Origin of the sequence: Sphingobium fuliginis (assembly GCF_015074805.1) — a bacterium.
GTDB classification, from domain to species: Bacteria; Pseudomonadota; Alphaproteobacteria; order Sphingomonadales; family Sphingomonadaceae; genus Sphingobium; species Sphingobium fuliginis.
In genome coordinates this window covers 2,365,041-2,379,074 of the sequence record NZ_CP060035.1, presented here as the reverse complement: position 1 = coordinate 2,379,074, position 14,034 = coordinate 2,365,041, and the positions used below count along the sequence as shown (strand labels likewise).

Sequence of the window (14,034 nt, the reverse complement as noted above, 5' to 3'; positions counted from 1 at the left end):
CTCCAATGCTGCCTGGGCAGCGTCCGCATAATAACTAGCTGACCGCTGTTGGTGGCAGCTCGCCTTCTTTCGCAAGCGCCTAGCGCCTGATAATCTTCTGGTAAAGCTGGCCAATGCGATCGGCGAACGCCGTGCGGGAGAATTTGGCAGCCTGGAAAGGCCCTCGCTCGGCGAGACGAGCCCGGAGCGCAGCGTCGCGGTCCAGCCTTCGGATGGCATTAACCAGAGCGTCGATATCATAGGGATCCACCGACAAGGCCGCGTCGCCTGTCACTTCAGGCAGTGCGCCAGTGGTACTCGACAATAGGGGAACCCCCGCGGCAAGCGCTTCCAGCGCGGGCAAGCCAAAGCCTTCATACAGGGCAGGGAAGAGACTGGCTTTCGCGCCATGGACCAAGTCGGTCAGTAATGTCCGCGGCACATAGTCGATCCGGCGAATCCTATCAACGCCAGGTAACTTTCGGCCGTGGGCGGTGCCGAGCAATTTTAGTTCGCGGTCAGCATGCCAAGCCTCTGAGCCCACGATGACGAGAGGAGTTGCAATGTCCGCCTCCAGATAAGCCTGGATTATGCGGCCCAGATTCTTCTTTGGTTCGATTGCGCCAAAAAACAGAAAATAGCCATTCATCTCCAGATCGAAAAGTTGATGCAGGCGGTTGGGCAGCGCTGCGGGATCTCGCAGTGCTGGCATGTCGCTGGTCTGGTAGCAGTTCGTGACCTTTTCGGGATTTGCATTTAACAGATCTATAATATCGGTACGCGACTTTTCCGAGACCGTAACAATTTGATCGGCCTCATGGACGCAGGTTCGCACTAGCGCGTCATAATAGCGCTTATCTTCAAGACTGGCGCGCGGCAGCCGTAATGGCACTAAGTCGTGCAGAGTGTATATATTGTGCGCGCCCGCCAGACGTACTGGCAGGGGATAAGTCCAGTGCATGATCGCGGGCGGATCGAGCATATTTAGTGTCATAAACTTACCATATCGGCGGAAGTGCCGGGCGCAGAGGTCGTAAAGTTCGGCGCGATTGAAGAGCCGCTCAAAGGCAGGCAGTTGGGCGGTGCCTTCCAATGATACCGTGCGACCAGTTACGGGAATCTGGATCAGTTCATGCTCAAAGGGATGTACACGCCAGCGACGCATCCGTCGGCGCATAGTCAAGTGACCGGGAGAATCCGCGCCTAACTGTCCGAAAAAGAGAGATTCCAGAAGTTCATTGTTGGCCTTCCGCGGTATGTTGACGCCGAAGACGAGGTCAACCGAGTGGCCTAGTTCCGCCACGGCCGCAGCCAGATTGCGCCCGTAGGTTGCAACGCCGGTCCCTTGCGGCATGGCCAGATTATAGCCATCCAGCCCAATGCGGATTGCCGATAAAGCGTTGTCGGTCATGCTATCCCATACAGTTTGAGGAGCCGCTGTGCATAGGGCTCGAGGGCAAAATGTTGCGCTCTTTTGGCTCCAAGCCTGGAAAGGCGATCGCGCAACAAAGGATCGCTGTCGATAGCGATCAGGCCGTCACGCAATGCTGCTATGTTGAGCGGATCGACAAGCAGTGTGGCGCCGCCTCCCACCTCGGCCAATGCCGGCACGTCGGCGGAAATAACGGGCGTCCCCAGCGCCATCGCCTCCGCGACAGGCAGCCCGAATCCTTCAGCTAGCGATACAAGGATCAGCGCGCGCGCGCCGGCAATCAGTTGAAGCACCCTGTCGCGGGGTTGGAGCCCCAGTCTGATCGCCCCTGGGGTCATCCTGATACGCGCGTCAACGGCTGCAGCATCGAGACCGTCTGGGCCCGAGATGACCAGTGGCGTCGGACTGCCACTGGCATGATAGGCTTCGAGCAGCCTCAGTAGGTTCTTACGCGCTTCAACGGCACCCACATACAAAAGATAGTCACCCTCGCAGAGGCTTTCTGGCAGCGCTCCCTGTCGCGCTCCCGAGATATCCGCTGCCTGGTGACAGGTCGCTACCATATGCATAGGCCAGCCCATTTGCGAAATGATCTGGCTGCGCGCAGTATCTGACACAGTCACAAATTCTCCCCCCGTATCACGCAGCGCATTCAGCATGGTGCGAAGTCTGGCCCCGTCGACGGGGCTTGGGATCCCGGGGTCAAGTGGCATCACATCGTGCACCGTATATAGATTGCGCCATCCTCTGATCTGTAGGGGCAGCGGATAGGACCAATGCATGATGCCAGGCCGCCCCGGCAGGGCAATAGGCATAGGGCGTTTGTGCATATTGAAAAACACTTGCGCTTCGCGAAAAACGTCGCGCACGTAGAAGCCCTGATCACTGAAAAATGCCACGCGAGACCATGGCCGCGCCGCCGCCAAAAGCTTGCGGATGCGTGGGCGATGCCTTGCCGGACCGCCATCCTTCAAAACGGAAGGGCAAATGCCTGCCGTTTGCAATGCAGCGATCAAAGTGCGGGCATATTGCCCCACTCCCGTGCCAGCACCTCCATCGTTGAGCATTCGCCCGTCGATGCAGATCGGCATATTAAGCTGGGCTGATTCTGGCACCATTGCATTTGTCAAGGAAATATCAGCTTGCTCGATCCACTAGACTCATGGCCTCAAGTAATTCTTGCCGTCCCCGCATGTTTTCTGGATCAGCATATCCAAATGTGCGTAGTCCGATAACAAAATTACGTGCATCGTTAGCAGACCGCGGATAGGAGCCTGTAACATCGATCCTTATACGTATTGCGCTGTCTTCGCCTACCTTCGCCATGAAGCGAACCGGCTGGCCATGACTGATGTCAAACAATCTTATGGCATCTGTTTCCTCGTTCGCAACCTGATCGAACAGGGTCATCATGCAGTCTGAGGCACCTGGTGCCACCGAAAACTGAATATAGGCGAGAACGGACGTGCCCGGTGCCATTTCGGTCGGTATCGAGAATGTAGGCCGCGGGCCTTTCATCCACACACCATGATTTTCTGCCCCATATAAAAACACTGAATCAATCAAGATACGCTTGGGATTCTTGAAATAAACCTTGGTGTTGATTCGATGTCCAGGGGTTATCTTGAACGAAAGTGCCCGTCCTTCCTTAAGGTTGCCTTCGAAAGGCGCGATATCGGTATCTTGATATGCCTTGACCTTTTCAAGGAAGTCCGCACCCACGTCCTTCCACGTTCTGGGAACGAAACGATCGCGGATAGCTTGTGCCCGAGTGTCGCGATACGCTTTGTCCGTGATCATGCGGCGGAAAACTTCCATTCCCTGCGTGATGCTGAATGGATCTACATAGTCCACCAGGTCGCCCCCAACTTCAGGGATTGATGACGTGTCGGACGCGATGCAGGGACGGCCGTGGAACAGGCTTTCGCCGACCGGCAGACCCCAGCCTTCGACAAAGCTGGTGAAAACAGAAAAATCGCAGTTGGCATAGACAGCATTCAGTTCGCCGTCGGACAGGTTGTGCGCAATATGGAGGCGCCCGTCGAGATTGTTTGTGGCCGCCAGAACATCGGTAAGCGCGCCAATTTTCCAACCGTGCCGCCCGACGAACACTAGGTCGGGAACATCGACACCCTGGGCGATCAAACGCCTCCAGACGTTGACGACATAGAGATGGTTTTTTCGCCCCTCTATGGTTGAGATATAGGCGGCATAGCGTTTCCCCTTCACGCGTCGTAACTGTTGAGGCCATTCGACCACCTCATCAACTTCACGCGTCAGGTGATGCGCCAAGGGGACCGTTGTCATGGGGATCGGCCGCCCGCCGCTTTCAGTGATAAAATCCTTCAGCGCAGTCTGCGTCGCATCGGAAATAGTCAGTATGAAGTCAGCGGTGGCGCATAATTCGCAGATCGCCATCGAAAAATCGGTGACCAACGCTTCATCGCAAAATTCAGGATGAGTGACCGGGATGATGTCATAGACATAGGCACCCACGCGTACCCCAGCGCGCTTGGAATGTACAAAATCCCTGATGCTGTTCCCCAGTCCCCAGAAGGCTCCCAGCAGGACAATAGTACTCCCCTGCAACGGCTGAACGCGTTCTGCACCATCTTCACACGCCATCACCATTGCGCGGAGCGTGTCATGATCGACGTGCTTGCCAGAGGCATAATCGATGATGCCCATGACCAGTGCGTTATCGACCATCCAGAATTCTCCGGCAGGAAGAACCTGTGTTCTGTCCCCCGCGTCGGTCAGGATGAAGCGGACATCGACATCCGCGTCCTTAATCGCGTGTATCGCAATACCAGCTTGGACGCGCTGGATGCCCGACATCGTTACATGCGCCTTGAGATATCCAAACAGATCCTGGATCGCAAAGAAGGTCGTTCCTTCCCCCAGGCCTGTGGCAACCGTGACCCTGGCGTCGTTACGTAATAATCGGATATTACGCATCGCCTCTGCGTTGGGTGCAGCGCGGTTTGCTCGTTCATAAGCTGCTAGAGCCTCTTCGCCCCGGTCTAGGCGACGTAGGATGTCGGCGAGGTGGGTATTGGCGTCCACGTCGTTGATATCCAGATCGACGGCTGTCTGATAAGCCTCAGCGGCCTCCTCAAGCTGCCCCTGCTCCTTCCAGGCATGGCCCAGCTGAACCCAGATGGGCTGGTCCGCATTATTGAACGCAAGATGGCGCGTATAGGCATTGACTGCGCCCGCCCAATCGCGGGCGTCACGGCACTGATTACCTTTTCGGCGGTCGCTGACCTTGCGCTTGCCGTCCAACAGTTTTGAAAGCATATTTTGCTCCTACGAACCCCAAGAGGTAAATGCCGTGTTTAGGCGCTTCCTGCACGAGGCCCAATCATCCCGCAAGCCGGGGAACCCAGATTATCGTCCCCCTGCCTGGGCATTTGTCCAAAGCCTAGTGGTCCTGGCACTCCTAATTCTGGGTGTTGTTGAAGGGCATCCCGATGTTGCCAGCGCTCAACCGAAGGGGCCGTGCGATGCGGTGTCATCATTTGCGGGCAACGTGCGCGATGCGGGACCAGCGCTTCAGGCCTGCCTAGACGCTACGCCCCCTGTCATCGGTCCTGCAATTCTCCGCAAAAGTGGGCTTTGAAAATTCCCTAGTTGGTGGCCCCTTCATCTCATTCTGCCGGGGCTAGCCCCGGCAGAATGAGATGAGCCGACATCGTCCTCATCTCCTTTGCAGACGCGGAGACGGGGCCGATGATCCGACTTGGAGAATTGATGATGATCCTCGAGCTACATCGGCAGGGCGTATCCATATCAGCCATCGCCCGACGCACTGGCCGCGATCCCAAGACCATCCGCAAATATATCGAACGGGGCGTCGAAGCTCCGGTCTATGGCCCACGCGCATTGGGACGGCCGAACAAGCTGGCGCCCTATCTGGAATTTCTGCGCGAGCGGGTGGCGGCCTTTCCCGATCTGACAGCGGCGCGCCTGACGCGGGAAATCCGTGAGCTGGGTTATATGGGCGCCTATACTGCCGTGAAGCGGTTCCTGGCCGCGATCCGGCCGGAAAACGGCCCCAAGCCCTTCGAGGTGCGGTTCGAGACGCCGCCAGGCGTGCAGGCGCAGATCGACTTCGCCCGGTTCGTCGTTGATTTTACCGATGAGCCTGGCGTCAGCCGGATCGTCTGGCTGTTCAGCCTGGTGCTGGGGCATTCGCGCTTCCTGTTTGCACGCTATGTCATGCACCAGGATCTCCAAACCCTGTTGCGCTGCCATATGCAGGCTTTTGAAACGATCGGCGGTGTTCCGATCGAGATCCTCTACGATCGCATGAAAACCGCCGTGACGGGGGAGGATGATCAGGGCCATATCATCTACAATCGATCATTGCTGGCCCTGGCGCGGCATTACCGCTTCGTACCCCGCGCCTGCCGCCCCTATCGGGCCAAGACCAAGGGAAAGGTCGAGCGGCCGTTCAGCTATATCCGCAAGGACTTCTTCCTGGGCCGAAGCTTCCGCAATCTGGAAGATCTCAATGTCCAGCTGATAGACTGGCTCGATACCGTCGCCAACGTCCGTGTCCATGGCACGACGCAGCGGATCATTCTCGAAGCCTTTGCCGCCGAGCAGCCTGAGCTGCAACTGCTCCCAGCAGAGCGCTTCGATGCCGTGCTGAAGCTGGAGCGCCGCGTCAGCCACGACGGCATGGTCTCCGTCGGCGGCAACTATTACAGCGTTCCCGATCGCACCCGCCGCGTCGTCGAAATCCAGCAGTTGCCCGACAAGATCCGGATCATCGACCTGGGCCAGGTCATTGCCGAGCATCCTGTCCTGGAGGGGCGCCGACAGTACAGGATCGATCCTGTGCATCGAACCGGAGGCAGCGGGGCCAAGCGTCGTCACCACGCAAAGGATGCAATCACCATTGGCCGTATCGGCGAGCATGTCGCTGTGCGCTCCCTGGCGATCTATCAGGCGATCGGCAGCCAACTGGCCCGAGGAGAACGGCCATGAGCCATGGGGGTGCTGCGTCTCGCGTTGATAATATCCGCCGCAGTCTGGTCCATCTTAAAATGCCGCGCGCCCTGGAAATGCTCGACGCCACCCTGCGCGGGATCGAGCAGGGCAAGATCGATGGCGTTGAGGCGATCGACATATTGCTGAACGAAGAACTGTCGCTGCGGGAGAACCGCAGGATCAAGGCGGCCCTGCGCATGGCCAGGCTGCCGATCATCAAGACGCTGGACGGATATGACTTCTCCTTCCAGCCATCGCTCGACCGCAACCGGATCCTGGCGCTGGCCGGCCTCGACTTCATCAACCGGGCCGAGGTCGTGCATCTGCTGGGGCCGCCGGGCACCGGGAAAAGCCACATCGCGACCGCCCTCGCAGTCGAAGCCGTGAAGGCAGGCAAAAGCGTCTACTTCATCCCGCTTGCCGATCTGATCGCTGCGCTGGCCAAGGCTGAACGCGAAGGAACGTTGCGCGAAAGGATCCGCTTCCTGTGCCGCTCCTCCCTGCTCGTCGTCGATGAGATCGGATATCTCCCTGTCACGCCGGGCGGCGGCAACCTGTTCTTCCAGCTCGTCAACGCCCGATACGAAAAGGGCGCCATGATCCTCACATCCAACCGCGGCTTTGCGGAATGGGGGGATGTCTTTGGCGATCCTGTGGTGGCGACGGCCTTGTTGGACCGCCTCCTTCACCATGCCGTTGTCATCCAGATCGAGGGCTCGAGCTATCGTATGCGACAGCACGCCGACCTGCTGCCTGAGCATGCGCGCGCAACTCCATCCATCAACCCACCGCCCTTGCCGAAACGGCGCGGCCGACCACCAGCAAAGGAAAAGCCAGATCTCCATCACGGCTGATCACCGGCACAGACCGTCCCGCCAAACTAGGGAATTTTAGATGCCCACTTTTGCGGAATCTTCGGTGCCCGTTGACACGCCCAGGCGGAACAGTGGCGATCCCGCCAGGTCACTATCTGATCGCGACACCCATCCGGATATTGCGTCCTGTCAAATTGCAGACCCGGGGCCGGAGTAACATCACCCCGCCATGCTCTGCCAATGAAGCGCGCTGCGCCCTGTTGCATCTCGCGATCGCACCCTCCTCCCAGGTGGGAGACGCGATAATGCCTTTCGATATAATTAGCGACGCTGTCCGGCTTGATAGCTTGGTATTTCAGGGAACGCGCCTGAGTGATCCTAAATTATCCGCAAAGCGTTGTGCATCTGACAAGGAAAGGCCGATGGGAGGCGGACTGAGGATAAGCGGAGATAATGTTTCGATTACGCGGTCCGTTTTCCGGGACATGGCTTGTTATACAGCGCTTGAATATGGCTCGGGCACCGGCACGGTTATTAGGAACAATTCCTTCAACGGGAACGGGACGCACAACGCTAACTTACGATGGGCCGATGGCCTTACAATCCACAATGCGAAGCGCTTTCAGGTATCGGGTAATCGGTTTCACGACAACACTGATGTGCAACTCATCTTTGGAAGCTGTGTCGGCTGTATGGTTGCGAACAATCAATTTAGTCATAGTGATGCCGAGGAAGGTGGCTCGTTCGCGGAAATCATGCTCCAGGCTTGGCCCAAGGCCACCAGCGGCGACTTCACTGGCACGAGGGTCAGGCGTAATGTGATCGATTGTGGTCCGCGGCATCGCTGTGGTTTTGGTATCATGATCGGATCGGCACCATGGTATGAAGCGCCCACCTTTGGCGGTGCTGTGACCGACAACAGGGTCAGGGGCGCCATGCTTGCGCTCAACGTGGATAAATTGACGGGCCCGATGGTGATCGAGCGCAACGATCTCAACAGTAGTTCGGGAACATATCCATCCATGTGCGGCCCGCGTAGCATTCAAGGAATTACGACGAACATATCTCCGGCTTCACGGGAATTTCTCCCTCGCCCGAGATCCAAGAACGTATCGTCCACGCATCATTGCATCTTCAATTACAAGATCTCTTCGGTTCGACAATAGCATGTGTGTCCTACGGCGACATCACCTTGGCACATTGCAATGCCGATGGGAGCCGTCCAACCCAACACCTTAGATCGACTGCGGCCGGTATTCTGCAATTGCAGATTCGAGCTCAGTTTGCGGCCAACTTCATCCTTGGTGCGGTAAAAGTGGTTGTTAATTCATCAGATATCATAATATTATATAATTTTTGCGTCAAAGGTTGTTGCATAGATGACTGCCATGAATGGTAAAATTGGTCAGTGGGCAAAGCCGCGGTTGTCCGTGCATATTGTGATATCTGACACCGGGTGGATATTGGAACGGCTGGCAAAGGAGATCGCTGACCGTTTGCCTTATGTCACTTATGGCAGAGATACGGATCCGACAGCTTCGATTCAATATTACATAACCTATGGGTGTCGTGGCGGGAGGATTTCGCCGATCGAGATCGCCCTGTTCACTCATCGCGAGGAGGACGCAGCTACTGCCGCTCGCTTTGATGCGGCCGCACTGGAAGTCGATCATGCTATCGCCATGTCGCGTGCTACGCTCAAATTGATCGACGCTCTTGGTGTTTCGCAATCCAGTTGCATCATGCCAGGGGTCGACATCGATGCTTTTCGACCCAAGATCAAAATTGCCGTTGTTGGTCGCACCTATCACACTGGACGTAAGGGCGAGGCGTTGGTGCGCGCAGTGATGGATGTGCCGGACATAGAATGGCACTTTACGGGTGAAGGGTGGCCGGGCATGGCCGAGCATATCGACGAAGTCGACCTTCCGGCATTTTACCAATCAATGGACTATATTCTGGTGCCTGCGCTCAATGAGGGCGGTCCAATGAGCGTGCTGGAGGCGCTGGCATCGGGTGTTGAGGTCATTGCTTCGGACGTGGGCTGGGTGTCTGACTTCCCTCATATTCCCTTCAAAAATGGGGATGCCGCCTCGCTTCGTACGGTTTTGATGAGATTGCGCGATGAACGGATGAAATTGCGGGCTTCGGTGGAACATGTTACCTGGGACCGCTGGGCTAGCGAGCACGACAAGTTGTTCTGCACGCTATTCCAGCAAATAGCTTCTCCCTCGCTTTATAGAAGTGGTGGCAAGCCGTCCAAGACGTATGGCGTGTCACTTGTCACCCACGGGTTTGAAGACACTACATTGGGAGGTCCCAGTCGACGTGTCCCAGCGACGGCACAGGCGCTCCGGTCATTGTCTGTGGCGGCGACGGCTCTTCACGACCGAATCATGCCGTCCACGGATATCGTTCATGGCTTCAACATATGGCACCCGAAAACTGCGCTGCGTGTTGCTCGAGAAGCAAAGCGACTGAATAAGCCGTTGGTCTTTTCGCCGATCTTCCTTGACCTTTCAGAGGCTCCGCTTTGGCAGGCGGACATTTTTCGCGCTTTCCGAAGGGCTGAATCGGGCGGCGAGGCCGAAACGATGGTCCGGCACTATGCGCAAATTCATCGTGAGCGATCGACCTTGCATCCATCGGCCGATCCGGAGCCGGGATATCGAGACATGGCGACCGAGATTGCGGAGCTGGCCGATGCCCTAATCTATTTGAGCGAGAGTGAGCGGAACGCTTTCAAAAACCTTGTCGGAGATGTGGGTACGTCTGAATATCTTGTTCGTAACCCAGTTGACGCTACTCATTTCCAGAATGCGCCTAGGGACCTGTTCCGTGAGGCTTATGGGTTGCAGGATTATGTGGTTTGCGTTGCCCGAGTGGAGCCGCGCAAAAATCAGCTGATGCTGGTGAACGCCTTGAGGGATAGTGATCTGCCGATCGTCCTTATCGGTCATGAAGCGCATCCCGAATATGCTGATCTGATCAGGCGCTTTGGCGGTCCGGGTGTCGTCATGATAGACCGGTTGGAGCCAAATTCGGATATGCTTCGTTCCGCGATCGCCGGCGCCCGCGTTTTTGTTTTGCCAAGCTGGGCGGAAGGGGCGCCACTGACAGCTCTTGAGGCTGCCGCGACCGGGGCCAACATGGTACTCAGCGATCGTTCCGGCGAGTGTGAGTATATTGGAGACCGTGCTCGCTATTGCGATCCATCCTGCTCGGACTCCCTCCGCGACGCTGTTCGGGAAGCGTGGGATGAGCCCATTACACCTGCGCAAGCTCTTGACCTGGCAAATCATGTCAAGGAACAATTCTCTTGGGAGAAGCATGTTCAGCAAACGCGAGCCGTATATGACGAAGTGCTACACCGTTTTGCAGAAATTCGTACAAAAGAAGGAAATAAGGGGGGCATCTTTGCTGCCAAAACCGGTCATGGTGATATTATTCTTGATGTCACTACCTGGGCCAATAATGCCAATATGTTATCCGGCATAGTCAGGGTAGAGCGATCGATAGGAGCAGAATTGATTAAGAGAATGGATTTATCCGTTCGTTTTGTTTTCTATCATTCAAATGAAATTGGGTTCATAGAAATACCTAGAGAAGTAATAATTAAAGATATTTTGAATGCCTATATGGTTCGCCTTATGTCGCAGAAATTAAAAAAGAAAAATGCAATTATATTCTCTGATAACAGTAACATTATTTCGGTTGGCAGTAGCTGGATGCTTAATTCCGATTATGCCATGGAACTAGCTCATTTTGCGCGTGGTCATAAATTGACTTTGACAGTGCTGATGCACGATATGACCCCCGCGCTGTTCCCACATTGGTATGAGGGCAACTATGGGGAACGGTGGGAGCGGAATTGTGCGATAATCCTTGAGCACACGAACCGTTTGCTCGTCTATTCGGAAAGCACGCGTAGAGATGTTTCTGCCTTTGCGGAAAAATATGACATAACCATGCCGACGGTTGCCAAAATCCGTCTGGCTGATGAAGTGGGCACGTTTGAATCAAAATCCACTCCAGAAGGAATGCGAGCCCAGGAGTTTTTCCGCAGCCGTCCATTCGTGCTGAGTGTTGGCGGAATTCATCTTCGCAAAAACTATGGGCTCCTTTACGATGTTTGGCTCATTCTGCGGGAAAGGATGGGCGACGCCTGCCCTCATCTTGTGATCGTGGGCGGCGTTTCATGGAATGGTGCCGAGACCGCACGCGTCATGCGGGATGACCCGAAAGTCAATTCACATATCCATATTCTGGATAATATCGACGATAGCTCGCTGGACTGGCTTTATGACAAGGCTCTGATGACGGCTTATCCCTCGCTATATGAGGGTTGGGGATTGCCGGTCGGCGAAAGCTTGGCGCACGGTAAGATTTGCCTGTCTTCCAACCGGTCGTCGATGAAGGAAATCGCCCCGGATCTTACGGACTTGATTGATCCCTTCGACCGCATCCGCTGGGCATCCATGATTCAACATTATTCCACGTCATCAACATCCCGGGCGACCCGTGAAGCCGAAATCAGGGAAAATTTCACCGTCACTTCCTGGAGCGAAACAACCGACCATATCGTCGAGGCTTTGGCCGCAGAAATGAAGGTGCGCGCGGCCACCGTTTATAATCTGGGCGACGTCGCCTTGGTTGGCAATCATGGTGAGGGAGCGTCTTATCTGCCGTCGGGATGGTATGGCTCTGAAGTGTGGGGACGATGGGCTAAATCGACTATCGGGACCATCGAATTGCGGTTTGCTCATGTTCCAGACGAAGATGTTGTTCTCACTGTCCTAGCCAAGGTTTTGAAGCCAAGCCACGAACGGCTTCGTTATGAAGTGCGTGCCAATGATCGGGTCGTGGGACTATGGGAATTTCCGCCTGTTGCAGTTGGAGAGGAGACAGCAGATTTGTTGATCAACCGGGTGGTTATCCCGCAGGAGATTATCAACAAAGATGACTGTCTTGTCATAGAGATGATCGGTGATCATGCCTTTGCTGTTCGGGAGGTTTTCCACAGCTTCGAAGATGCCAGGCGCTTGGGTATCGGTCTTAGCGCGTTCATGGTCGAAAGAAGGTCTCAGGCAGGGGACGCTGCCATATTGTTCAGTACGCGTGAAGACATTCGTGCTGCCCTGCAAGTTGAACCATCGGTTGATCTGCCCCGTCGGCTTACCGAAACGATCCATCGTCCCTCCGTTACGCCCGACGAGAGGATACATGATTTCCGGCCCTTCTGCCGAATCGGATCGCCTTATGGGGGAGATGGCGTTCATGCCCAAAACAACTGCCTGAATCTGGCGTTCGGCGTTGCGCGCCTCCGGTTTGATCGCCCTGTCAGGATGCAATTCGTTATCGATGCGCCCCACGCCTCCCCCGGACATCCGATGACGATAACATTGTTCGTTAACGACCATTGCGTATCTGCCATAGAATTGCAGGATGATATCCCCACGGTGGTTGACGTGGAAATTCCTACCACTCTTTTAACTGAATCGGACCCGTTGTACGTTTCCCTCTTTGAGGCTGGGGGAAAAAAGGCTGGGAAGTCAGATTTCTTCGTCAGCATGATGAGTTTCAGTCAGGATATGCTGTTGCCCAGCCAGAAATGGCCACTGATGACTCCGGGCCAGTTTCTTCGTCCAGGTTCCGATCCGGATCGGCAGCGGCTTCCGGACCAGATGCTGTGTGGTGGCTGGCATAATCCCGATGGTGCAGGAATATGGTCACTTGCAGATGCGGGGCGCATTTGTTTTTCTGTCGACCCCGATATCGTTAGAGATGGCGTTCTCCTGCTGGATCTTTCCCGCATGGGCAGTGACCGGCAGGACGATAGCATAACAATCCTCGCCAACGGCGGCGCTAAAATCGCCGAAGCTAAGATGCCGGGTGGAACTGCGTTGCAGCACCGGATACTCGTCCCGTTGGACGCTGCGGCCAATAGCCGGGGCGAGGTCGATATTCGGTTGATACCCAATAATCCGAACTGGCCGAGCCGAAGCGAAGCGCATCCGGACTATCGGCGGTTTGGCGTGCAATTGCTCGGTCTTGAATTACGGACCTTTGATGGCGCGGGCGGGAAATTGCTTATGCTGGATGGATGGCATGATTGGGAACCGGATGGTCGCTGGTCGGCGGCTTCGTCGGTGACTTTTGCCTTCCGGACAAGGGATGTAGCTCAAGCTCCAGTCATCCACGCAGAAGTGCTACCCGGATCCTATGGGGATGTCGGTGTGTCGCTTCACTATGCGGTCAATGATGAAGCATCGTTGGAGGTGCAGGTTATTCCCGGAGAAAACCAGGAGATTTTGCTGCCACTGATCGATTTCGTCGAGCCTGGCATCCACCGGGTGAGTTTGAGCGGAATTGAGCCAGTGAGCCCGATGTCGCTGGGGCTTAATGAGGATCCCAGGCCGCTTGGCATTCGCTTGAACTCCGTTTCCTTCGGGGCCGCTCGCGAAATAATGGATAATGGATGGGAAGGGAATCTGAGCGAAATGGGGCCGGCTGAGGAGGTTTCGTAAGCGGCGCCAGAACCTCTTTCAAAATTGCAAAAAAAACGTTGATTTTCCGGGGGCTTGGAGACATTTTTCTTTCTCGTGGTCTCGCTTTGTTTCAGGAAATGCCCCGAATGGAGCTCAAAGCCGCAGAAATCCATGCCTTTCCGGCATGCGATACCCCCTATCGAAAAAAACGACGAAAAGGCCTATATTTTGGGATTGGCCTTCAGCCGGAACCGATCCCAATATTTTAAACAGCATGCCGCACCGCTCTTCAAGGCCAGCAGCGCGCCCAAGCTTCCTGCGC

General features: G+C 55.6%; 7 protein-coding genes. 4 read left to right on the top strand and 3 right to left on the bottom strand.

The features are described from left to right. Positions 1–79: 79 nt before the first annotated feature. Genes H5V43_RS11405 through H5V43_RS11395 form a run of 3 tightly spaced genes read right to left on the bottom strand, consistent with a single transcriptional unit; the run spans position 80 to position 4,711 of the window. A complete protein-coding gene (locus H5V43_RS11405) occupies positions 80–1,390 on the bottom strand; it encodes a glycosyltransferase family 4 protein (protein ID WP_052816739.1) in 1,311 nt (436 codons plus the stop codon). After that, on the bottom strand, positions 1,387–2,529 hold the full coding sequence (locus H5V43_RS11400) for a glycosyltransferase family 4 protein (protein ID WP_025550144.1): 1,143 nt from the start codon (positions 2,527–2,529) through the stop codon (positions 1,387–1,389). Before H5V43_RS11400 ends, H5V43_RS11405 begins: the two co-directional genes overlap by 4 nt. Before the next feature lie 19 nt (positions 2,530–2,548). Then, positions 2,549–4,711, bottom strand: a complete 2,163-nt coding sequence (locus H5V43_RS11395) for a glycosyltransferase (protein WP_193666665.1) — start codon at positions 4,709–4,711, stop codon at positions 2,549–2,551. Positions 4,712–5,143: 432 nt separating this feature from the next. Here H5V43_RS11395 and istA point away from each other — a divergent pair, with 432 nt between their 5' ends. From istA to H5V43_RS11375, 4 genes are all read left to right on the top strand, one after another. After that, complete coding sequence (gene istA / locus H5V43_RS11390; RefSeq protein ID WP_013041153.1) at positions 5,144–6,406, top strand: IS21 family transposase; 1,263 nt, start codon at positions 5,144–5,146, stop codon at positions 6,404–6,406. Then, positions 6,403–7,263: an IS21-like element helper ATPase IstB gene (gene istB / locus H5V43_RS11385; protein ID WP_013041154.1), complete on the top strand. Its 861-nt coding sequence runs from the start codon at positions 6,403–6,405 to the stop codon at positions 7,261–7,263. Before istA ends, istB begins: the two co-directional genes overlap by 4 nt. Before the next feature lie 266 nt (positions 7,264–7,529). After that, complete coding sequence (locus H5V43_RS11380) at positions 7,530–8,390, top strand: right-handed parallel beta-helix repeat-containing protein (protein ID WP_128830881.1); 861 nt, start codon at positions 7,530–7,532, stop codon at positions 8,388–8,390. Between the two features lie 213 nt (positions 8,391–8,603). Beyond that, positions 8,604–13,751, top strand: a complete 5,148-nt coding sequence (locus H5V43_RS11375) for a glycosyltransferase (protein WP_193666664.1) — start codon at positions 8,604–8,606, stop codon at positions 13,749–13,751. Positions 13,752–14,034: the final 283 nt, after the last annotated feature.

Bases quoted from the DNA above. Each gene is read 5' to 3' on its own strand.
- H5V43_RS11405 (WP_052816739.1), bottom strand. From the start codon at position 1,390: ATGACCGACAACGCTTTATCGGCAATCCGCATTGGGCTGGATGGCTAT.
- H5V43_RS11400 (WP_025550144.1), bottom strand. From the start codon at position 2,529: ATGGTGCCAGAATCAGCCCAGCTTAATATGCCGATCTGCATCGACGGG.
- H5V43_RS11395 (WP_193666665.1), bottom strand. From the start codon at position 4,711: ATGCTTTCAAAACTGTTGGACGGCAAGCGCAAGGTCAGCGACCGCCGA.
- istA (WP_013041153.1), top strand. From the start codon at position 5,144: ATGATCCGACTTGGAGAATTGATGATGATCCTCGAGCTACATCGGCAG.
- istB (WP_013041154.1), top strand. From the start codon at position 6,403: ATGAGCCATGGGGGTGCTGCGTCTCGCGTTGATAATATCCGCCGCAGT.
- H5V43_RS11380 (WP_128830881.1), top strand. From the start codon at position 7,530: ATGCCTTTCGATATAATTAGCGACGCTGTCCGGCTTGATAGCTTGGTA.
- H5V43_RS11375 (WP_193666664.1), top strand. From the start codon at position 8,604: ATGACTGCCATGAATGGTAAAATTGGTCAGTGGGCAAAGCCGCGGTTG.